Annotated in this window: 21 protein-coding genes; 11 read left to right on the forward strand and 10 right to left on the reverse strand. The window is 73.1% G+C overall.

The features are described 5' to 3' along the window. Positions 1 to 86 precede the first annotated feature (86 nt). Positions 87 to 1619, reverse strand: a complete 1533-nt coding sequence (locus U5640_RS01865; RefSeq protein WP_340374036.1) for a helix-turn-helix domain-containing protein — start codon at positions 1617 to 1619, stop codon at positions 87 to 89. Between the two features lie 173 nt (positions 1620 to 1792). On the opposite strand from U5640_RS01865, the gene U5640_RS01870 reads away from it, so the two are divergent. Beyond that, positions 1793 to 2386, forward strand: a complete 594-nt coding sequence (locus U5640_RS01870; RefSeq protein ID WP_340374037.1) for a helix-turn-helix domain-containing protein — start codon at positions 1793 to 1795, stop codon at positions 2384 to 2386. A gap of 22 nt (positions 2387 to 2408) precedes the next feature. After that, on the forward strand, positions 2409 to 3029 hold the full coding sequence (locus tag U5640_RS01875) for an L-threonylcarbamoyladenylate synthase (protein ID WP_340374038.1): 621 nt from the start codon (positions 2409 to 2411) through the stop codon (positions 3027 to 3029). 352 nt (positions 3030 to 3381) lie between these two features. Here the strand turns inward: U5640_RS01875 and U5640_RS01880 are convergent, their stop codons facing one another. Then, positions 3382 to 3615, reverse strand: a complete 234-nt coding sequence (locus tag U5640_RS01880; protein ID WP_340374039.1) for a hypothetical protein — start codon at positions 3613 to 3615, stop codon at positions 3382 to 3384. 211 nt (positions 3616 to 3826) lie between these two features. On the opposite strand from U5640_RS01880, the gene U5640_RS01885 reads away from it, so the two are divergent. After that, on the forward strand, positions 3827 to 4582 hold the full coding sequence (locus U5640_RS01885; protein ID WP_340374040.1) for a dienelactone hydrolase family protein: 756 nt from the start codon (positions 3827 to 3829) through the stop codon (positions 4580 to 4582). Between the two features lie 94 nt (positions 4583 to 4676). Here U5640_RS01885 and U5640_RS01890 read toward each other — a convergent pair whose 3' ends face one another. Beyond that, positions 4677 to 7076 carry a M4 family metallopeptidase gene (locus tag U5640_RS01890; protein ID WP_340374041.1) on the reverse strand — a complete coding sequence of 800 codons (2400 nt, stop codon included), beginning with the start codon at positions 7074 to 7076 and terminating at the stop codon, positions 4677 to 4679. 364 nt (positions 7077 to 7440) lie between these two features. Between U5640_RS01890 and U5640_RS01895 the strand changes: the two genes are divergently transcribed. The 4 genes from U5640_RS01895 (at position 7441) to U5640_RS01910 (ending at position 11514) form a co-directional block, all read left to right on the forward strand. Further along, positions 7441 to 8253 (forward strand): MHYT domain-containing protein, encoded by an 813-nt coding sequence (locus tag U5640_RS01895; protein ID WP_340374042.1) that lies wholly within the window; start codon positions 7441 to 7443, stop codon positions 8251 to 8253. 114 nt (positions 8254 to 8367) lie between these two features. Next, positions 8368 to 9873: a metallophosphoesterase gene (locus U5640_RS01900; RefSeq protein WP_340374043.1), complete on the forward strand. Its 1506-nt coding sequence runs from the start codon at positions 8368 to 8370 to the stop codon at positions 9871 to 9873. Between the two features lie 67 nt (positions 9874 to 9940). After that, complete coding sequence (locus U5640_RS01905; RefSeq protein ID WP_340374044.1) at positions 9941 to 10975, forward strand: LLM class flavin-dependent oxidoreductase; 1035 nt, start codon at positions 9941 to 9943, stop codon at positions 10973 to 10975. Between the two features lie 5 nt (positions 10976 to 10980). After that, entirely contained in the window at positions 10981 to 11514 is a 534-nt protein-coding gene (locus tag U5640_RS01910) for a hypothetical protein (protein WP_340374045.1), read from the forward strand. Between the two features lie 3 nt (positions 11515 to 11517). Here the strand turns inward: U5640_RS01910 and U5640_RS01915 are convergent, their stop codons facing one another. Next, positions 11518 to 12486, reverse strand: coding sequence for a TauD/TfdA family dioxygenase (locus U5640_RS01915; RefSeq protein WP_340374046.1), 969 nt, complete (start codon positions 12484 to 12486; stop codon positions 11518 to 11520). Between the two features lie 152 nt (positions 12487 to 12638). Between U5640_RS01915 and U5640_RS01920 the strand changes: the two genes are divergently transcribed. Then, complete coding sequence (locus U5640_RS01920) at positions 12639 to 13469, forward strand: aldo/keto reductase (RefSeq protein WP_340374047.1); 831 nt, start codon at positions 12639 to 12641, stop codon at positions 13467 to 13469. An 81-nt stretch (positions 13470 to 13550) separates the two neighbouring features. Here the strand turns inward: U5640_RS01920 and U5640_RS01925 are convergent, their stop codons facing one another. From U5640_RS01925 to U5640_RS01950, 6 genes are all read right to left on the reverse strand, one after another. After that, positions 13551 to 15893: a SpoIIE family protein phosphatase gene (locus U5640_RS01925; protein WP_340374048.1), complete on the reverse strand. Its 2343-nt coding sequence runs from the start codon at positions 15891 to 15893 to the stop codon at positions 13551 to 13553. Positions 15894 to 15994: 101 nt separating this feature from the next. Further along, entirely contained in the window at positions 15995 to 16462 is a 468-nt protein-coding gene (locus U5640_RS01930) for a peroxiredoxin (RefSeq protein WP_340374049.1), read from the reverse strand. Continuing rightward, positions 16459 to 16839, reverse strand: coding sequence for a MauE/DoxX family redox-associated membrane protein (locus U5640_RS01935; protein WP_340374050.1), 381 nt, complete (start codon positions 16837 to 16839; stop codon positions 16459 to 16461). Before U5640_RS01935 ends, U5640_RS01930 begins: the two co-directional genes overlap by 4 nt. 109 nt (positions 16840 to 16948) lie before the next feature. Then, positions 16949 to 17461, reverse strand: coding sequence for a MarR family transcriptional regulator (locus U5640_RS01940; RefSeq protein WP_340374051.1), 513 nt, complete (start codon positions 17459 to 17461; stop codon positions 16949 to 16951). Positions 17462 to 17500: 39 nt separating this feature from the next. Further along, positions 17501 to 17764, reverse strand: coding sequence for a hypothetical protein (locus U5640_RS01945; RefSeq protein ID WP_340374052.1), 264 nt, complete (start codon positions 17762 to 17764; stop codon positions 17501 to 17503). Continuing rightward, positions 17761 to 18006 (reverse strand): hypothetical protein, encoded by a 246-nt coding sequence (locus U5640_RS01950; RefSeq protein ID WP_340374053.1) that lies wholly within the window; start codon positions 18004 to 18006, stop codon positions 17761 to 17763. Before U5640_RS01950 ends, U5640_RS01945 begins: the two co-directional genes overlap by 4 nt. A 371-nt stretch (positions 18007 to 18377) precedes the next feature. Here U5640_RS01950 and U5640_RS01955 point away from each other — a divergent pair, with 371 nt between their 5' ends. The 3 genes from U5640_RS01955 (at position 18378) to U5640_RS01965 (ending at position 21273) form a co-directional block, all read left to right on the forward strand. Further along, complete coding sequence (locus U5640_RS01955; protein WP_340374054.1) at positions 18378 to 19421, forward strand: zinc-binding dehydrogenase; 1044 nt, start codon at positions 18378 to 18380, stop codon at positions 19419 to 19421. A 315-nt stretch (positions 19422 to 19736) separates the two neighbouring features. Continuing rightward, complete coding sequence (locus U5640_RS01960; protein ID WP_340374055.1) at positions 19737 to 20222, forward strand: hypothetical protein; 486 nt, start codon at positions 19737 to 19739, stop codon at positions 20220 to 20222. 91 nt (positions 20223 to 20313) lie between these two features. Beyond that, positions 20314 to 21273, forward strand: a complete 960-nt coding sequence (locus tag U5640_RS01965) for an ATP-dependent DNA ligase (protein WP_340374056.1) — start codon at positions 20314 to 20316, stop codon at positions 21271 to 21273. Positions 21274 to 21343: the final 70 nt, after the last annotated feature.

Below are 21343 nucleotides of genomic sequence, written 5' to 3' on the forward strand. Positions count from 1 at the left end.
GGTCGCACCCCCGCGGTGCCTCGAACCTACGTGCCGCGGGACGGGGATGTGAATCGTGGCGATGCCCGTTCGCGGGCGCCGAGGACTCAGTCGTGCACAGGTGAGTCCGGATGGCCCGATTCCGCGGGCGGGTCCTGGCGCAGGTCGGGCTGGTCGAGTTCGCGGGTCGCGAGGTGCGCGAGGACGACCTCGTAGAGGTCGCTGCCGGAGGCCAGGAGCTGGCGCTCGAGGACGGGTTCGGCGCTGCGGACGTGCTCACGCACAGTCTGCGCGTGTACGCCGAGCAGCTGTGCGGCGCGTTCGGCGTTGCCGCCGGCGGCGAGCCAGGCGCGCAGGGTACGGCGCAGATCGCGGGCGTCGGTGTCCAGGCGGGCCAGCAGGTCACGCGCCCAGGTGCCGAGGGCGGGCCCGGTGAGCAGGTCGCCGAACCGGGCGGGCCCGGCCGGCCGGACCCGGGTGTCCTCGGTGAGCGCCACCTCGGTGTTGAGCGCCAGATGGACTGCGGCCCGGACCGTGAGGTCGGAGAAGTCGGTGCCGAGCAGGTTCTCGACCCGTTCCATACGGGCACGGACGGTGTTGCGGCTGACGCCGAGCACCTTCGCGGCGCTGACCGCGGTGAACTCCAGTCCGAGGCGGGTGGTGGCGAGCAGTTCGGCACGGGTGTGGTGCGGGAGGGTGTCGAGGGGGCGCAGCAGCCGGGTGCTCCAGCTGCGCAGGACGTCCGGGTCCATCAGGCGCTCGGGGTGCGTGCGCTCGGCGTAGACGGCGGTCTGGTCGGGGCGGAAGCGGGCGACGGCCAGGGCGCTGACGGCCTGCCCGTAGGCGGTGGCGGTGCCGGCGAGGCGCTGCCGGGCGCTGCCGCCGAGCAGGGCGTCGGGGGTGCGCTCGCACACGCTGCGCAGGGCGGAGGCCGTGGTGTCGTCGGGGACGACGACGATGACATGGCCGTCCATGGCCGGGCAGCGGACGACGAGGGCCTCGTCGCGGGTGGCCTCGACGCACGCGTCGGCGAGGCGGTCGCGGTCGGCGGGGCTGGTCTCCACGACGTAGACGCACGTGGTCTCGGTGTCGAGCAGGCCGGGCCAGAGCCCGGCGGCGACCCGGCGGGCGGCGACGATGTCCTCGACCATGAGCAGCTGCAGGATGGCCAGACGCAGGTCGGCGGTGGCGCGGGCGAGGCGGTCGCCGGTGGCCACGGTCTGCTGGGCACGCAGCAGCAGTTCCAGGACGCTCGCGGCGCGCCGGAGGATCTCGGCGGCGCGCCGGTCGAAGGGGGCGGTCCGACCGACGACGAGGACGGCGGCCGTGCCGGGTCCGGGCAGTTCGACCCGGACGAGCCGCAGACTGCGGCCGTCGCCCTCCCAGGCGGCGGAGGCGAGGCGGCCGCAGACGAGGTCGCCGAACAGGTCGTCGTCCAGCGGCATCCGCTCCCCGGCGAGCGGCTCGCCACCGCGGTCCAGCAGGGACACCGTCGCGTCGAGGGTGGTGGCCAGCCAGGCGACGATCCGCCGGACACCGGACCCGGCGGGGCGCAGCTGGTCGAGCAGTTCCTGCGCCCATGACGAGTCCGCGCCGCCCGTCGCCTCGGTGTGGCGGTTCCCGTCGTCCCGGCCGGTCATGCGCGCGCTCTCCTCGTCCCGTCCGGCCCCCTCGGGGCCGTGACCAGTGATTTCGGTCGGGGACGTTACCTCACGCCGGGCTCGGGCCCGAGCCCGGTCGGATACCGGGATGGATCGTAAATATGCCGCCATACGGACATGAGACCCGGCCGCCCGCACCGTACGATGGGGCCGTGGCCCAGCTGCGTGCCGCCCAGAAGCAGATGACCCGTCGGCTGCTGCTGTCGACGGCTCTGGAGCTGTTCGGGAAGCACGGCTACGCGGGGACGACGGTCGACGACATCGCGCGGGCCGCGGGCACCACCCGGGTGACCTTCTACGCGCACTTCCCGTCCCGCACGGCCCTGATGACCGCGCTCTGCGCGGAGCTGGAGGAGCTGACCGCCGAGGACACCGAGCACCTCGTCGAGGTGGTGCGCGAGGGCGGGCGGGAGGGCATCGCGGTCTGGCTGGCGACCTCGGCGGAGCGCTGGTCCGCGATCCGGCCGTACGTCCTGGCCGCGGAGGAGGCGGCGGCCGTGGACGCGGAGGTGCGCGAGGTGGTCGAGGGCCGGTTCGACGGGCTGGTCACCGACGTCCGGGCCGCCCTCGACGGGGCCGGCCGGTTCGATCCGGGCTCCCGGCGCATGCGGGGCTTCCTGGCGCTCGCCCAGCTCGACCGGCTGGCCCGGCAGTGGATGCGGCACGGCTGGCAGAGCGAGCCCGGGACCGCGCTGGACCTCCTCACGGAGAGCTGGGTGGGGTTGCTCGGCCGGCCCGCGCCCTGATGCCCACGGATAAGCTCGGCCAATGGCCAAGTACTACGACGTGCACCCCGACAACCCCCAGCCGCGCACCATCGCACAGGTCGCGCAGGCCATCCGGGAGGACGCGCTGATCGCGTACCCGACGGACTCCTGCTACGCGCTGGGCTGCCGACTGGGCAGCAAGGACGGCATCGACCGGATCCGGTCCATCCGCAAACTGGACGACCGGCACCACTTCACGCTCGTGTGCCGGGACTTCGCCCAGCTCGGGCAGTTCGTACGGCTGGACAACGACGTGTTCCGCGCGATCAAGGCGTCGACGCCGGGCAGTTACACCTTCATCCTCCCCGCCACGCGGGAGGTGCCGCGCATGCTCCAGCACGCGAAGAAGAAGACCGTGGGCGTCCGCATCCCCGACCACGTCGTCACCCAGGCCCTGCTGGCCGAGCTCGGCGAGCCCCTGCTGTCGAGCACTCTGCTGCTGCCCGGCGAGGACGAGCCGATGACCCAGGGCTGGGAGATCAAGGACCAGCTCGACCACGTGGTGGACGGGGTGGTCGACTCCGGGGACTGCGGCACCGAGCCGACCACGGTGATCGACTTCTCCGAGGGCGAGACGGTGATCGTGCGGCACGGGGCCGGGGACACCTCACGGTTCGAGTGAGCCCGTGCCCGGGGCGCTGTCGGTGCCGGACACGCCGTGCGGTCCTGCGTCCCACCGGACGGTGAGGCAGGCCCGGTCCACCGTCCGGACCAGGGTGTCGCCGTCACGGTCGGTCGGCCTCGCGCGCAACGAGACGGTGCCCGGCTCGGCGGGGTGCCTCGGCGCCGGTCGCTCGCCCTCGTCGTACGACACCTCGAACGTCGGCTTCTCAGCGGCCCGCCGAGCGGAACGTCCACCGTGCCCGCACCCGGGTGCTGACCGGGTACGTCTCCGCGCTGCGGCAGGTCACGCCGGACAGGGGCACCCTTCTCGACCTTCGTCGCCGCGGGTGAGACCTCGTCGAGCGTCCGGCTCACCCGGGCCCGTGCCGGGCGTCGGGCGCTCGCTGCGGGGGCACCGCCCCCCGTGCAGGTGACGACGCCTTCTCACGCCCCTCGGCCCGCTGTGTCCCGGCGACGGAGTCGGCCGGGGCGTCGGCGGGCGCCGCGAAGGTCTGGGTCATGACCGGTGTGCCGGTCGCGGCCAGGACGACGGCCATGGCGATCACCGCCACCACGCGTAGGCCTCTGCTGGGGGACCCGGACATGCTGATCACCTGTCTCAACTCGAAAAGGGCTGCGGAGAGGCCGTACATGATCACGGTCCACGAGGGTGCAGTCGCCTTGTGACCGGGCCTGGACCGCTCGATAACGGAACGGCAACGGCCTTCGGACGGGGGGCCTCGCCGAGGGGTGGGTGATGCGTGCAACGATGAGTCCCGCAGCCCCAGTTCGACCGCGCAGAGAGGCACACCCCCCATGACCTCCGTACAGGGCACAGCCGTGGACATCCCCACCGAGGACGGCGTCGCGGACGCCTATCTCGCCCATCCGGGCGACGGGTCGCCCCGGCCGGGCGTGCTGCTGTACCAGGACGCGTTCGGCCTGCGCCCGCACCTGAAGGCGATGGCCGACCGGCTCGCCGCAGCGGGCTACGCGGTGCTCGTGCCCAACGTGTTCTACCGGCACGGACGCGCCCCGGTGGTGGAGATGCCGGAGTACATCGACCCCGTCGCGCGGCCGGAGATCTTCGGCAGCCTTATGCCGCTCATGCAGTCCCTGACGAACGACCTCGCGGCACGGGACGCCGACGCCTATCTGCGCTGGCTGGAGGAGAGCCCGCTGGTCGCGGACGGCCCGGTCGCGCTCACCGGGTACTGCATGGGCGCGCGGCTCTCCCTGCTGACCGCCGGCACGCACCCCGAGCGGGTCGCCGCGGCGGCGGGCTTCCACGGCGGGCGCCTCGCCACCGACACCCCGGAGAGCCCGCACCTGGTGGCCGGCCGGATCACCGCCGAGGTGTACTTCGGGCACGCCGACAACGACCACTCCCTGCCGCCCGAGCAGATCCAGCGGCTGGAGGACGCCCTGACGGCGGCCGGCGTGCGGCACACCTGCGAGGTCTACGAGGGCGCGCAGCACGGCTACACGCAGGCCGACACCTCGTCGTACGACGAGAAGGCGGCGGAACGGCACTGGGCGGCGCTGCTGGACCTGCTCAAGCGCACCTTCTGAACCGCGGAAGGGCGCCCACGGCCGCACGGCGCGACGCCGTCCCGCACGCGGGGGGAACCCGCGTGCGGGACGGCGTCGTGGTGCGGAGAGCGGATCAGCCGGTCGTCACGGCGGTGTCGTCGATGACGAAGCTGGTCTGGAGCGAGGAGTCCTCGACGCCGCTGAACTTCAGCGCCACGGTCGAGCCCGCGTAGGAGCCGAGGCTGAAGGACTTCTGGACGTACCCGGAGGCCGCGTTGAGGTTCGAGTACGTGGCCAGGGTGGTCGAACCGGCGGTGACCGTCAGCTTGTCGTACTGGGTGCTGGTGGTGGTCTCGGCCGTGTCGACGTGGAGGTAGAAGGTGAAGGTGGTGTTGGTGCAGCCGCTCGGGATCGTCACCGACTGGGACAGCGTGTCGGTGTGGGTCGAGCCGTAGCCGTCGAGCCACGCCTTGTAGGAGCCGGTACGGGCCGCCTGGCTGCTGGAGTTGGTGATGACACCGCTCGTCGCGGTCCAGGTGGTGTTGCCCGACTCGAAGCCGTTGTTGCCCAGCAGTTGGGTGGAGGTGCAGGAGCCGCCGCCGGAGGAGCTGACCGTCCAGGTGAAGGACGCGGTGCCGGTGGCGCCGGTGGAGTCGGTCACCGTCACGGTGGTGCTGTAGGTGCCGGCCGTGGTCGGCGTGCCCGAGATCAGACCGGTGGAGCTGATCGACAGGCCGGTGGGCAGGCCGGACGCGGCGTAGCCGAGCGTGCCGCCGTTGGTGCTGCTGGCCGAGACCTGCAGGCTGACCGCGCTGCCGACGGTGGTGGACTGGCTGCCCGGGTTGGTGACCGTGACGCCGTTCGACGGGACGGTGATGTGGCTGCCGACGTTGATGCCCGCGAAGGCGTTGCCGACCCCGGCGTACTGCGTGGAGCTTGCGCCGTAGAGCGCCGTGGCGGCGTTCAGGGCGGCGGTGCGGGCGCCCGCGTAGTTGGTGCTGGACGTCATGTACGTCGTCAGCGCCTTGTACCAGATCTGGAGCGCCGCGGCCCGGCCGATACCGGCGACGGCGACGCCGTCGGAGGTCGGGCTGTTGTAGGTGACGCCGTTGATGGTCTTGCTGCCGCTGCCCTCGGAGAGCAGGTAGAACATGTGGTTCGCCGGGCCCGAGGAGTAGTGGACGTCGAGGTTGCCGACGCCTGAGTACCAGGAGTTGGCCGAGGCGCCGTCCTTGCTCGGCTGGTCCATGTAGCGCAGCGGGGTGCCGTCGCCGTTGATGTCGATCTTCTCGCCGATGAGGTAGTCGCCGACGTCGGAGGAGTTGTTCGCGTAGAACTCCACCCCCGTGCCGAAGATGTCCGAGGTGGCCTCGTTCAGACCGCCCGGCTCGCCCGAGTAGTTCAGGCCCGCGGTGTTGGAGGTGACACCGTGGCTCATCTCGTGGCCGGCCACGTCCAGCGAGGTCAGCGCGTGCGTCCCGCCGGAGCCGTCGCCGTACGTCATGCAGAAGCAGTCGTCGTCCCAGAAGGCGTTGACGTACGACGAGCTGTAGTGCACGCGGGAGTAGGCGGCGACGCCGTCGTTCTTGATGCCGCTCCGCCCGAAGGTGTTCTTGTAGAAGTCCCAGGTGACCTGGGCGCCGAAGTGGGCGTCGACACCGGCGGTCTGGGTGTTGGAGCCGGAACCCGTGCCCCAGGTGTCGTCGGTGTCGGTCATCAGGGTGCCGGTGCCCGACGTGCCGTTGTTGAGGCTGTACGTCTTGTGGCCGCCGCGCGCGGTGTCGTACAGCTGGTACGTCGACCCGGACAGCGTGGTGCCGATGGTGACGGCGCCGCTGTACTGGCTGTTGCCGGTACCGGTCTTGATGTCCTGGAACTCGGAGAGCTTCGCGCCGGTCAGGGCGTCGGTGACGACGTGCAGCCGGCTCGGCGTGCCGTCGTCCTGGAGGCCGGTGACCACGGTCTCCCAGGCGAGCTTCGGCGTGCCCTCGCCGGCCCAGATCACCTTGCGGGCGCTCTGGGTGGCGGGGTCCGTCGCGTCGAGCGCCGCGGCCCGCTTCAGGGCCTTGGTCTCGGCGGAGGCCTTGCTGTACGTCGCCGTGGTCGACTTGACCGAGATGGCGCGGCGGTTGTTGTTGAAGGTCGTGCTCACCGTGCCGGCGGCCAGCGAGGCCGGGGGCGTGTGCGCGACGAAGTCACCGCCCAGGACGGGCAGTCCGGCGTAGGTGCGCTCGTAGCGTGTGTGCACCGTGCCGTCGTTGTCCTTGACGACGTCCTTGACGACGAGCTTCGTCCCGGCGGGCAGGCCCAGGGACTCCGTCGTCCGTTCCGTCCTCGCCTGGGCGCCCTTGATGAGCGCGGTGCGCTGGGCGGGCGTGACGTCGGCGGCGAGGCCGCCGCTGCGCAGGGGGGTGGGGTGCGGGGCCGCGGGCTTGGCGGCTGCCGGGACCGACTGGACGCCGAGGGCCAGAAGGGCGGCGGTGGAGAGCAGGGCCGCTCCGACCGCGGTCCGCTTGCGGGGGTTGGGTCTCACTCGTTCTCCTACTGCGGCGGCCGAGGGGTACGGCCGGTGACAGACCGGGCAGACGGGTGTGCTGTCCGGGACGAGCTGAGTCGTGCGGGACCGTGCGACTGCGTGGGGGGTGTCCCGCCGCTGGTGTGCGGCAGTTGGGAGGGAGAATGACAGGCTTGACGGTTACATGTCAGCCTGACCGGGGCGCTTCGAGGGTTATCCCTCGGTGCCGGGCCGGACGCGGACCGTCACCCCGCGGCCGACTGCGACCGGACTGTGCACGCCCTGTCCGTCCGGTGCGACACGCCGGGTCCGCTTGCCCTCACCCCACTCTTACACGTAGACAATCCTCCACGAACAACCGTGACTCTGGGGGGAGTTGCCGATGGAAGGCACGATTGACGGCTTCCGGTACGGGATAGTGACGCCGGTGGCGGCCTATCTGATGGCGTGCCTGGGAGGGGCCCTCGGGCTGCGCTGCATCGTGCGGTCACTGATGGACAAGGACTCCTTCCGGACGGGCTGGCTGGTACTGGGGGCCACCTCGATCGGCTGCGGCATCTGGACGATGCACTTCATCGCGATGATCGGCTTCCGGGTGCGGGAGACCCGGATCGGCTACGAGGTGTGGCCGACCGTCCTCAGCCTCGCCGTCGCGGTCGGTGTGGTCGGCGTCGGCGTGTTCCTCGTCGGCCGCCCGGACGCGGGCCGCGGCGCGCTGCCCCTCGCGGGCACCCTCACCGGTCTGGGCGTCGCCGCGATGCACTACCTGGGCATGGCGGCGATGCGGCTCGACGGCACCCTCGTGTACGACCCGCTCCTGGTCGCCCTCTCGGTGCTGATCGCGGTCGGCGCGGCCACCGCCGCGCTGTGGGCGGCCGTCACGGTCCGCGGCTTCCTGACGAGCCTCGGCGCCAGCCTGGTGATGGGCCTCGCCGTCTCCGGGATGCACTACACGGCGATGTCCGCGGTCGGTGTCCATGTGCACGGCACGACGTCGTCCTGGGCCGGGGACTCCCCCACCTCGCTGCTGCTGCCGATGCTGATCGGACCGGTGATCTTCCTCGTCCTCGCCGGTGTGGTGGTGATGTTCGACCCGCTGCTGGTGCTCGGCGACGGCGAGTGGAACCGGCCCGCTCCGGCCGAACGGACCGATCCACCGAAGCGGCAGGTCAGCCGGTCGTGGAGCGGGGGGTGAGCGGTGCGCACGGCCGGCGGGCGGTGGGGTCACGGCCCGGCCGACGGCGAACCACGGTGCTCGGGGCGGTACTTGGCGCACGGCGCCGGGTGACGGATTGCTACGGTGCACCGCGTGTCTGACTCCTCACGTGATACCGCCGCGGGCGCCGGCTGGGGCGAGGCGGAACCCGGCGCCTACCGCGCGCTGATGCCCGGCCGGGTCGAGAAGATCTCCTGGCTCGATCCACGGATGCTGTGGGCCGCCCGCAACGGGGTGCTGGCCTCCTGGTTCGGGGACCCCACGGGCCGTACCCGCGACCGGTGGGTGGCCCAGCGGCAGGCGGCCGGGGCCCCCGCCGACAAGGTGATCCGGCGCTCCGACCCCGACCGCTTCTCCTTCATGGTCATCGGCGACACGGGCGAGGGCGACGCTTCCCAGTACGCCGTCGTGCCAGGGTTCCTGAAGGTCGGTCAGGGGACCGCCTTCACCGTCCTCGCCAGCGACGTCATCTACCCGGTCGGCAGCGCGGACGACTACGCCACCAAGTTCTTCCGCCCGTACCGGGACTACCCCGCGCCCGTCTACGCGATACCGGGGAACCACGACTGGTACGAGGACCTCGGCGGGTTCATGCGGGTCTTCTGCGACGACGCCCCGCCGCTGCCCGCCGAGCCCGCCCCCCGCCCGCCGACCGCCGCCTGGCTGCGCTCCCGGCTGTGGCACCGGCCGCGCCCGCACGACGGACAACACCTCGACGAGGCGCGGAAGTCGCGCTCGGCGGCGGACCAACTGGCCGTGCAGCCGGGGCCGTACTGGGCGATCGACGCCGGCCCGGTGCGGATCGTCGGGATCGACACCGGCCTGCTGGGCACCCTGGACGCCGCGCAGGGCGCCTGGCTGCGCGAAGTGTCCCGGGGACCCCGGCCGAAGATACTCGTCACCGGCTCGCCGCTCTACGTCGACGGGGAGCACCACCCCTGCGCCATCGAGGGCGGCGGGACGGTGGACGACATCGTCCGCGCCCCGGAGCACCGCTATGTGGCCGCGATCGGCGGCGACATCCACAACTACCAGCGCTACCCCGTGCCGTTGGCGGACGGCCGCACCCTCCAGTACGTCGTCTCGGGCGGCGGCGGGGCCTTCATGCACGCCACGCACACCATCCCCCGCGTCTCGATCGCAGGGGTCTCCGAGCAGGACTTCCGCTGCTACCCGCTGCGCGGCGACTCCCTCGCCTTCTACAGCGGGCTCTACGGGCGCCGGCTGGGGCTGCGCCGCCTCTTCTCCCTCAGCGAGGCCGAGGCCCAGGCGGTGATCGCCGAACGGCTCGGCATCCCGGCCACCCGCACCCCGGGGCCGGAGGTCCGGGTCACCCGCCGGATCCGGCTGATCGCGGGCCTGCTGGGCACCGGGAGCCGCCCGGAACGGCGGCGGCGCCTTCGGCTCCCCGTCCGCAAGATCTACACCCAGCTGTTCTCGCCCGGCTCCGCGACGTACAGCCCGCCGTTCTTCAAGAGCTTCCTGCGCCTGGACGTCACCCCGGAGTCGATCCGCCTGCGCTGTCACGCGGCCACCGGCAACCGCGCCCAGGAACTGAACCCCCCGGTCGAGGACGAGGTGGTCATCCCGCTCGTCTGATCACACGCCGGCAATGTTCGGCTGCCACAATCGGGGCAGTACCGCCGTACGACCGCTGGAGGATCCCGTGCCGCCCACCTCACGCCCGCTGCGCAAGCTCGGGTTTCTCACCATCGGGCTGTTCGAGGGGGACGACCCGCGGCGGGGGCACGAGACCACGCTGGAGATCATCGAGCTGGGCGAGCGGCTCGGCTTCGACAGCGCGTGGGTGCGCCACCGCCACCTCCAGTACGGCATCTCCTCCCCCGTGGCCGTCCTGGCGGCCGCCTCGCAGCGCACCCGCCGTATCGAGCTCGGCACCGCGGTGATCCCGCTGGGCTGGGAGAACCCGCTGCGGCTGGCCGAGGACCTGGCGACGGTGGACGTCCTGTCCGGCGGCCGGCTCAACCCGGGGGTGAGCGTCGGCCCGCCGATGCACTACGACCAGGTCAAGGACGCCCTCTACCCGGACTCCGCCGACGCCGAGGACTTCGGCTACGAGCGGGTGCGGCGGCTGCTGGACCTGGTGCGGGGCAAGTCGGCGAGCGACTTCAGCGGGGTCGAGGGCTTCGAGGTGTTCTCCGACCGGGTGCAGCCGCACTCCCCCGGCCTCGGCCGGCGCCTGTGGTACGGCGGTGGCAGCGTCGGCTCGGCGCGGTGGGCCGGGGAGCACGGCATGAACTTCCTCACGAGCTCCGTCGTCAAGGCCGAAGCCCCGGACGACACAAGGGACTTCGCCGAGATCCAGCTCTCCCACGTACGGGCCTTCCGTGCCGCGCACCCCGACGGCGAGGCCGCCCGTGTCTCGCAGGGGCTCGTGGTCGTCCCCACCGACTCGGCCTCGCCCGCACAGCGCGCCAAGTACGAGGAGTTCGCCGCGAAGCGGCTGCCGCGCACCCGGTCCCCGCAGGGGCCGGCGCGGCTGCTGTTCGCGCCGGACCTGGTCGGCACCTCCGAGGAGATCGCCGAGCGGCTGCACGCCCACGCCGCGTTCCGCGAGATCGACGAGGTGGCCTTCGCGCTGCCCTTCACCTTCGAGCACGAGGACTACGTGCAGATCCTCACCGACACCGCGACGAAGCTGGGCCCGGCGCTCGGGTGGCGGCCGGCGGTGGCCGGCTGAGCGCCGTGGGGGGTCCGGAACGGGACGGGTGGCGTCTCGGGGCCGGGCGACAGCCGTTCTTCGCGCTCTGCGAGGAGAGCGACGGACCGGGCACCGGCCACGGGCTGTCGAAGGGCGCGTCGCTGTGCGGGATCCCCGGTGACCGGCTCACGGTGTACCGCGGCCCGTTCGACCCGACCCGGAACACGGCCTGCCCGGACTGCCGCGCGCAGGTGCACGGAGATCCCGAACCCACGGTCGAGGATCGCCTGCGCCACCGGGTGCGGGGCGCGGTGCCGGGGCCCCTGCGTGCGGAACTGCTGGCGGCCCTCAAGCAGGGGGCGCGGGTCGGGCTCTGGGTGAGCGGGCGGGCGGCGGAGCTGGTACGACGGCACGTGCGGCCCGAGCGGATCGCCGAGGGCGGCGCGCTCGTCGAGGCCGTGGTGCGCGCGGACCGGCGGCTGGGCCTGGCCCGCGTGGTTCACGGCACCCGTGAGTTCCTCGTGTTCCTCCCGCAGGACGAGCGTCCGTTCGTGGCACGCGCCGAGCCCGGGCCGTGAGCCTCACCACCGGCCCGGCTCGGTGCCCGTGATCGGCTCCGAGGGCTTGCCGTCCACCCCGACCGGGACGTCACCGGCGAGCATCACGCGGTGCATGGTGCGGGGGAAGCCGAGGTGGGCGTTGTCGGCGGGGGCGAGGTGGATGGTGGCCCGGTTGTCCCAGAAGGCCACGCTGCCGGGCTCCCAGCGGAAGCGGACGGTGTACTCGGGGCGCACCGCCTGTTCCAGCAGCAGCTCGAGGAGGGCACGGCTCTCGGCCCGGGAGACGTCGGCGATCTGCTCGACGTAGTAGCCGTTGACGTACAGGATCCGCTCCCCGGTCTCCGGGTGGACCCGGACCAGCGGGTGCAGTGCGGCGACCTGGTGGTCGAGCAGATGGCGGACGTAGGCGTCCTCGCCGGGCCGCGGCTGGTAGCCGACGCCGAGGCGGTGCTCGGCCCTCAGCCGGTCCACGAACTCTTGGACGGGTGCGGACAGTCCGGCATACGCGGCGGCCAGGTTGGACCAGGTGGTGTCCCCGCCGTAGGGCGGGACCGTCTCGGCGCGCAGGATCGTCGCGGCCGGCGGGTCGATCCGGGCGCCGTGATCGCAGTGCCAGCCGCGCAGCAGGGTGTGCCTGCGGCGCTGGAGCCATTCGTCGTGCTCCATGCCGAATCTGCCACCGAGCTCCAGCCGGTCGGCGGTGGTCTCGATCTCCGGGAAGTCCGCCGGTGAGGCGCTGCCCCGTCGGCGCAGCACGACGGGCTCGCCGAACCGCCGGGCGAAGGCCACGTGTCCGGCGTGGTCGAGGCGCTGGCCGCGGAAGAACACCACCTTCCAGCGCAGCACGGCCGCCCGGATCGCGGCGACCTGGGCGTCGTCGAGGCCTGCGGCCAGGTCCACGCCCTCGACCTCGGCGCCGATGTGCCCGGCGACCGGTTTCACCTCCACCCCGGCCGCGCCCGCCGCCTGGCTGTCGAAGTCCGTCGTCATGCCCGCTCCGATCGTCGTGAACACCCCTCGCCGAAGATCGTGACAGTCCGTCGCCGCCGTGGCGACAGTGCCTCCGGTCCGGCCCGGTTGAGCGGGCCCCCTTCATCCGTGAGGCTGGAGTGACGCATCCCGCTCCGAGGGAAGGGCAGACGGTGATCGACATCCCGGTGCACACGCTCAACGACGGTACGCAGCTCCCTGCCCTCGGTCTGGGTACCTGGCCGATGGACGACGCGCAGGCCCAGGAGGCGGTGGCCGGCGCACTCGGGCTGGGCTACCGGCTGGTCGACACGGCGGCGAACTACCGCAACGAGAGCGGGGTGGGGCGCGGGGTGGCGCGGAGCGGGGTCCCGCGCGAGGACATCATGGTCACCACCAAGCTCCCGGGCCGCCACCACGGTCACGAGGAGACCCTGGCCTCCTTCGAGGAGTCCCGCCGCCGTCTCGGCCTCGACCGCGTCGATCTGTATCTGATCCACTGGCCGCTCCCCCGGGTCGGCAGGTACGTCGACTCGTGGCGGGCGATGATCGAGCTGCGGGAGGAGGGTCTGGTCCGTTCGATCGGCGTCTCGAACTTCACGCCCGAGCACATCGAGCGCCTGGAGAAGGAGACGGGTGTCCTTCCGTCGGTGAACCAGATCGAGCTGCATCCCCTCTTCCCGCAGGAGGAGCTGCGGGCCTTCCACGCGGCGAAGGGCATCGTCACCGAGAGCTGGAGCCCGCTGGGGCGGGGCTCGGCCCTGCTCCAGGACCCCGCGGTGGTCCAGGTCGCGGAGGCGCTCGGGGTCACCCCCGCGCAGGTCGTGCTGCGCTGGCACGTCCAGCTGGGCGCGGTCCCCGTCCCGAAGTCGGCCGACCCCGGGCGGCAGGGCGCCAATCTGGACGTCTTCGGCTTCTCGCTGGGTCCGGCGCAGATGCGCGTGATCGCGGACCGGGCCCCGGAGCGGCTGGGCGGCGACCCGGAGACCCACGAGGAGTTCTGAGCCGGGGACCGCGCGGCCACCGGCTCGGTGCGGTGCGGTCTCCTGCCGAGCGCCCGTCCGCAGGGGCGGGGCCCGGTGTGATCACTGCGGCTCGAGGCTCTGTTCCGCCCAGATCGTCTTGCCCCGGTCCGTCTGCCGGCTGCCCCAGCGCTGGGTGAGCTGCGCGACCAGCAGCAGGCCGCGCCCGCCCTCGTCGAAGGCGTGGGCGCGGCGCAGGTGCGGCGAGGTGGAACTGCCGTCGCTGACCTCGCAGATGAGGCTGCGGTCGCGGATCAGCCGGAGCCGGATGGGGGGTTCGCCGTAGCGGATGGCGTTGGTGACCAGTTCGCTGACGACGAGTTCGGTGACGAAGGCGGTCTCCTCCAGTCCCCAGGCGGCGAGTTGCTCGGTGGCGGCCTGCCGGGTGGCGGCGACCCGGGCGGGGTCGGGATCGACGTCCCAGGTGGCGACCCGGTCGGCGCCGAGGGCGCGGGTGCGGGCCAGCAGCAGGGCCACGTCGTCGCCCGGCTCCTCGGGCAGGACCGCCTTGAGCACGGTGTCGCACAGGGCGTCGAGGGTGTCGGCCGGCGCGCCGAGGGCGCTGCACAGTTCGCCGGTGGCGCGGTCGACGTCCCGGTCCCGGTCCTCGATGAGGCCGTCGGTGTAGAGGGCGACGACCGCGCCCTCGGGCAGCTCCAGCTCGACCGCCTCGAAGGGCAGCCCGCCGACGCCGAGCGGGGGGCCGGGGGCCATCCGGACCAGCTCGGCGCGGCCGTCGGGCAGCAGCAGGGCCGGCGCGGGATGGCCGGCGGCGGCGAGGGCGAGGTGCCGGCTGACCGGGTCGTAGACGGCGTACAGGCAGGTGGCTCCCAGCTCCGCGACCTCGTCGCCGCCCTCCTGGTAGCCGGCGAGGTGGGTGACCAGGTCGTCGAGGTGGGTGAGCAGTTCGTCGGGCGGCAGGTCGACGTCGGCGAGGGTGCGCACGGCCATGCAGAGCCGGCCCATGGTGGCCGAGGACGCGATGCCGTGCCCGACGACGTCGCCGACGACCAGCGCGACCCGGCTGCCGGAGAGCGGGATCACGTCGAACCAGTCGCCGCCGATGCCGGCGGTGGAGCCGCTGGGCAGATAGCGGTGGGCGACCTCGACGGCGGCCTGGCCGGGCAGTCCGCGCGGCAGCAGGCTGTGCTGGAGTGCGAGCGCGGTGGTGCGTTCACGGGCGAAGCGGCGGGCGTTGTCGATGCAGACGGCGGCCCGGCTGGCGAGCTCCTCGGCGAAGACGGCGTCGTCGGCCTCGTAGTCGTCGGGGTGGGCGATCCGGACCCCGACCAGCACTCCGAGGGTGGTGCCGCGGGCACGCAGCGGCACCGAGATCATGGAGTGGACGCCGCGCCGGTAGGGGCTGCCCTCGGGCGAGCGGGTGTCGCGCTCGGCGAGCCAGCGCATGAAGTCGGGCTCACCGGCCTGGCTGCGGATCGCGCGCCCCTGCCGCAGGGCGCGGGCGGGCGGGCTCAACGGCGGATGGGTGTCGGTGCCGCCGAGGCGGACCGCGGCCTCGGGGGTGCCTTCCCGGCCGGAGCCGTGGGCGACCCGGCGCAGCACGATCTCCCCCTCGGGCACGGGCGGCGGCTCGTCGGCGCCCAGGACCCAGTCGAGCAGGTCGACGCTGACGAAGTCGGCGAAGCGGGGGACCAGCAGTTCGACGACCTCCTCGGCGGTGCGGACGACGTCGAGGGTGGTGCCGATGGAGGCGGCGGCCTCGTTGAGCATGGCGAGACGGCGGCGGGCCCAGTACTGGTCGCTGCTGTCGAAGGCCGCCAGGGCGACCCCGGCGACCTCGCCCGAGGCGTCCCGCACCGGCCACATCTCGGTGGTCCAGGCGTGTTCCCGGTTGAGGGAGGGGGCGCCGGTGTGGCTCTCGTAGCGCAGCGGGCGGCCGGTCTCGGCGACCTGGCGCAGGTGCCAGTTGAACCCCTCGCTGTGGTCGGCCTCCTCCACGGTGTCCGGGAAGCGGCGGCCGAGCAGGACGTCCTCGGTGACGCCCATGACCTTGCAGGCGACCTCGTTCAGCCGCAGATAGCGCTGTCCGGGGTCGAAGACGGACATCGACATGGACGCCTGCTGGAAGGCGCGCCCGGCGAGGGTGGGTTCCGGCGCGGCGGCGCGTTCCGCGGTGAGGGTCCAGCCCAGGGCCTCTCCCCCGGTGCCGAGGAGGGGACAGGCGGTGACGGCGAGGGTGACGGGGTGCCCGTCGCGGTGGCGTACGACGACCGGCCGGCTCCAGGCCTGTCCGCCGGCGGACGTGAGGTCCTCGGCGAGCAGGCCCGCCGCCGCCCGCCCCACGGCCTCCTCGGCCGGATGCCCGGTCAGCAGCCGGGCACCCTCGCTCCAGCCCGTCACGATGCCCCGGGCATCGATGACCGCCGCAGCGACGACATGGTCCATGTCGTCCAGAATGGTCCCTTTGACCGGGTGCATCAACCGCGCGGGTCCGGTCGTGGACCGGGGCTGCGGGCGCCGGCCGGGGGCCGGGGCCCGCGCGTCGCTCAGCCGCGGTGGGCGCGCAGGGCGTCCAGGGCGCGGTCGGCGTGGGTGTTCATGCGCAGTTCACTGCGGACGACCTCGAGGACGGTGCGGTCCTGGGCGATGACGAAGGTGGCCCGCTTGGTGGGCATGAGGGAGACGCCGCGCTTCACCCCGAACAGTTCCCGCACCTCGCCGTCACCGTCGGAGAGCAGGGTCATCCCGAGGGTGTGACGGCCGGCGAACTCCTGCTGGCGGTCGACGGAGTCCCCGCTGATGCCGATCGGCCGGGCGCCCACGGCGGCGAACTCGGCGGCGAGATCACGGAAGTGGCAGGCCTCGGCGGTGCAGCCGGGGCTGAGCGCGGCGGGGTAGAAGAAGAGGACGACGGGGCCCTCTGCGAGCAGGTCGGTGAGGCTGCGCACCGTGCCGGTCTCGTCGGGGAGCGAGAAGTCCTCGACCTTGTCGCCGATCTCCAGTGTCTTCGTCATGACCGTCCTTCCGTGCCGTTCGCGACGCTGCGGGCCCACAGCACGAGGGGCACCTGCAGGGGCAGCCGGCCGAACGCGGCAGCCTTGAGGGGGGTGGGACGGTCGCGCCAGTCCAGCGCCATCTTGACGTTGGCGGGGACGACGCCGACGAAGAACGCGGCGCTGGCCAGCGCGGCCGCCTTGCGGGTCCGCGGCAGCGCCAGTCCGGCTGCCAGCGCCAGCTCCGCGGCGCCGCTGGCGTACGTCCAGGCCCTGGGCGAACCCGGCAGGACGCGCGGGATCGTCGCGTCGAAGGAGCGGGGTGCGGCGAAATGGGCCACGCCCGCGGTGGCCAGCAGGCCGGCCAGCAGCAGGGGTGAGCGTCCGGACCGGGACAAGGTTCCTCCTCTGAAGTCCTGACGCCCGAGATTACTGGACGGTAGTCGGGACCCCGGCGGCGGGGTACGGCGCTGCGGACGCCCTCAACTCCCTTGCGGCGACAGCCGGTCAGGCGCCGACGGCCGACTGGTCGGTGTCGTCGTCGACGGCGTAGGAGAGGAAGTCGTCGACCATGCGGTGGAAGAGCGCGGCGAGCCGGCCGAGCTCCTCGGGGGACCAGCCGGCCAGGGCGAGCTGCATCCCCCGGGCGCCCGCGTCCCGGACCCGCTCGACGGCCTCGCGGCCGGCGTCGGTGAGCTGGATCCGCTGGGCCCGGCCGTCGTCGGGGTCGGGGACCCGGGTGACGTACCCGGACTTCTGGAGCTGCTGTACGGTGCGGGTCACGTGGGAGGCCTCCACGCCCAGGCGCTGGGCCAGCTCCCCCGGCCGCAGCGGCTCGGAGTCGGCGACCTGGCGCAGCAGCGCCACGGCGGCCCGGTCCAGGGGGACGCCGGCCATCGCCATCAGCCGGTCGTGCTGGCGGGCACGGGTGCTCAGGTAGGTGATCCGGGTGAGTGCGCGCTCGATCTCGATCACTTCCGGGGCGGCCACGGCGGGCAGGGGGAGGGGTTCGCTGGGCATGCCATCCAGTTTACCATCTTGTTGCGTAACTCAAGTAAGTTACTGCGCGGGCACCCCCACGGATTCACCCCAGGCCGCTCCCGTGGCGATCGCCCGGAGCCACGGCCGGACCGCCTTCGGCGGCACGCCGATCGTGAGAACCCCGCTCACCCGGCGGCCCGTGCGGTACACGGCCACGAACCGGCGCGCGGCGAGGTCGCCCTCGTATACGACCAGCCGGCGACCCCGGCTCCAGCTGGGCAGCAGGCTGCCGAGCGAGTCGTACGGGGCGAGGTGGAGGACCGGCGGCCGGTGGGCGATCAAGGGGGGCCCGCGCGGACGACGCCGGGCAGCTCGGGCCAGGTGATGTCGACGACCAGGAGATCGAAGCGGTGCGCGTCGAGCCGCGCCAGGGCGCCGGCGGCGGTGTCCGCGAGGCCGATCCGGTAGCCGGCCAGCTCCTGCGTGGCGGTGAGGAGTCCGGCGGTGTCCGGGCCACCGGCGAGGATCAGCACCTGCTGCCCGGCGCCCCGGGCGAGCGAGGGCGTGAGGACGGCACGGGACAACGGTCCGGGGCGGTCCCCAGGCCGGGACGATCGGGGTGCGCGCATCAGGAGGGGTGCCCTTCCATCGAGGGGACATGGAGGTCACGCTTGCTTGACTCAAGTAATTCATATGTGCTTGCCTAACTCAAGCAACCTGGGCCGGTCGGCCCGGGCCCGGAGCCGCCTCCCCCCGGCCTGGGATCAGCCCGGCGCGACCGAACCCCCTCCTCGGCCCGCGGGTGCGCTGCCGCTCGCCCCGCCGCCTCCGTCCACCCCGGCGAACAGAGCACGACGGACTCTGTCCTGACGCGCCTCGGCGTGTGACCGCCGTTGTGCACCACCGATGACCGATAACCGATGAGCGACAAGCGACACCCGAGAGAGGTTCTCCCATGAGCACGATGAAGTCCGTCCGGACCGGTGGCGTCGACAAGATCGAGGTCGTCGACGTGGAGCGGCCCGTGCCCGGTCCCAGGGACGCCCTGGTCCGGATCCGTGCCTGCGGCATCTGCGGCACCGATGTCACCTTCCTCCACATGGGTGGCATGCCCGCCCGCGCCCACCTCGGCGGCGAGCTGGTCCCGGTGGCGCTCGGCCATGAGCCGGCCGGCGAGATCGTGGAGCTCGGCTCCGACGTGGAGGGGCTGAACATCGGCGACCGCGTGGTCGTCAACCCGCAGGACGCCCCCGGCGGCATCATCGGCTGCGGCGGCACGTACGGCGGTATGAGCGAGTTCCTGCTGATCGAGAACGCCGAGGTCGGCCGGAGCGTCGCCGTCTTCCCCGACAGCGTGCCCTTCGACGTGGCCTCGCTGAACGAGCCGATGGCGGTGGCGCGGCACGCCGTCAACCGGTCCGAGGCGGGCCCCGGTGACAAGGTCGTGGTGTTCGGCGCCGGCCCGATCGGGCTGGGCGCGGCGATCTGGCTGAAGCTGCGCGGCGTGGAGCACGTGGTGGTCGTCGACGTCATCCCCGCCCGGCTGGAGAAGGCACTGGCCGTGGGGGCGGACGCCGTCGTCAACTCGGCGGAGGAGGACGTGACGGCGCGACTGACCGCACTGCACGGCCGGAGCGCCAACGCGCTCGGCCAGCCCCGGCCGGGCACGGACGTCTTCGTCGACGCGGCCGGCGTGGCCGCGGTCTTCAACACCGTCGTCGACTCCGCCAAGTGGGGGGCCAGGCTGGTGATGGTGGCCGTCCACAAGAAGGGCTCCGAGATCGACCTGGGCGGCATGCTGCGCAGCGAGCTGACCCTGATCGCCTCCCAGGGCTACCCGACAGAGATCTTCGAGGTGACCCCCGAGCTGGTCGAGCACCAGGAGCGGTTCGCCCGGCTGATCAGTCACCGGGTCCCGTTCGCGGAGGCCGAGCGCGCCTTCGAGCTGACGCTGACGCCGGGCGCGGCGGAGAAGGTCGTCGTCACCCTGGACGACTGAGCCTCCCGGCGGGGCCGCCTGACCGGACCCCCCGCCCGGCGGCCACCCCCCTTCCGCCCTTGGTTGTCCCACTTCCCCCCGGACGGGAACGGCACCGCATGCGAGCGACCCTGCGACAGGCGGCGCGGGCCTCGGTCCGCGCCGCCGCGTCGCGGCGCTCGACGGGACGGTACGGCTCTCCAGCCCGGCGGGCGGACCGACGACGGTGGACGTGGAGCTGCCGTGCGTGTGGTGAGCGGCCCCCCGCCGGGCGACGGCTCCGGTGGCCGAGGGTGCGGGCCACTTGGACGAGGGGTGTCAGTGGCCTGCCCTACCGTGACGGACACGGGACGGTTCACCGATCGCAAGGGGGGCGCGATGGGCGCGAGTTGCTGGGACTACGTCACGCCGTACAGGGGCGGCGTCGAGGAGTCCCTGAGGGCACTGCACGCCGAGGAGTTCGCTCGGGAGTACGGCGCCGACGGCGTCTACGCGAGCCTGGAGGAGCTCTGGGGGGACGCGGAGTTCATGAGCCAGGAGGGCACCCACTCGATCCTCGACATCCTGCACGTCGTCGGCACCTGCGCACCGCCGGACGAGTACGCGGTCGAGGACACCAGCACACTGCGGCCACTGCCCGCGGACCGGGTCAGACACCACTTCGGCAGCCCCAGACCGACACCGGAGCGGTTCCGGGAGGTGTACGACTCCGGGCCCGCGCTGAGTGCCGAGTGCGCGGTGCGCTGGACCGGCCGGTACGTCCTGCTCTACACCGGCGACCGGCCGAGTCACCTGGGCGTCTTCGGCTGTTCGGGCGACTGAGCCGCCGTTCGGGGGAAACCGCCGCGCCGGGCGCGTGCGGCGGGGCCAGAGGGTCGACACCTCACCCGTGACGCTCCCTCTCATCCCTCCCATGCTCGCCACGCCCGGCAAGCTGCCCCCGGTCACCCAGGACGCGCGCTGGGCCTACGAGACGAAGCAGGACGGGCAGCGGGCCGTGCTCTACCTCCCCGGGGACGGGACGCTCCGGCTGCGGGCCCGCTCCGGCGAGGACATCACCGGGGCCTATCCGGAGCTGGGGCCGCTGGGCGCGGCGCTGGGGGCCACGGCCGCGGTACTGGACGGGGAGGTGCTGGCGCCGGACGCGCGGGGCCGGGCCGACTTCCAGCTGCTGCAGTCCCGGATGGGGCTGGCGCAGGCACCGGGCAGGGCGGCGCGGATGGCGGCGGTGGTGCCGGTGCACCTCGTGCTCTTCGACGTCATGCACCTCGGCGGGGACCCGCTGCTGCGGCTGTCCTACGCGCGGCGCCGGGCGCGGCTCGAGGAGCTCGGCCTGGAGGGGCCGTTCTGGTCGACGCCGCGCGCACTCGTCGGCCACGGACGCGAGGCCCTGGACGCCACCCGCGTCCACGGTCTGGAGGGGCTCGTCTGCAAGCGGCTGGACTCGGTGTACGAGCCCGGCGTGCGCTCCCGGGCCTGGATCAAGATCCGCAACCTGCGCACCGCCGATGTGCTGATCGGCGGCTGGTCGCCGGGGAAGGGAAGGCTGACCGGGCTGCCCGGTGCGGTCCTCGTCGGGCAGCGGACCACCGCGGGCGCCCTGCGGTACGTCGGCAGCGTGGGCACCGGCTGGAGCGAGGCCGAGCGCACCGAACTCGGCGCGCTGCTGCGGGCCGAGGCCACCGGGGTGTGCCCCTTCGACCCCGTCCCCGCGGCCGCCGGTGCCCGGTGGGTGGCGCCCCGGCTGGTCGGCGAGGTCCGCTACAGCACCCGGACCCGGGCCGGACTGCTGCGCCAGCCCTCCTGGCTGCGGCTGCGCACCGACCTCACCCCCGACGAGTCTGCGGCCGACCTTCCGGACAACTCCGCCTGACACGGCACCGAACGACCGAGTGTTGGGCTGTGCTTCACCACTGATACGCCTGCGACCCCTTGGCCTGGGA

Source organism: Streptomyces sp. SS7, assembly GCF_037993025.1.
Classification (GTDB): domain Bacteria; phylum Actinomycetota; class Actinomycetes; order Streptomycetales; family Streptomycetaceae; genus Streptomyces.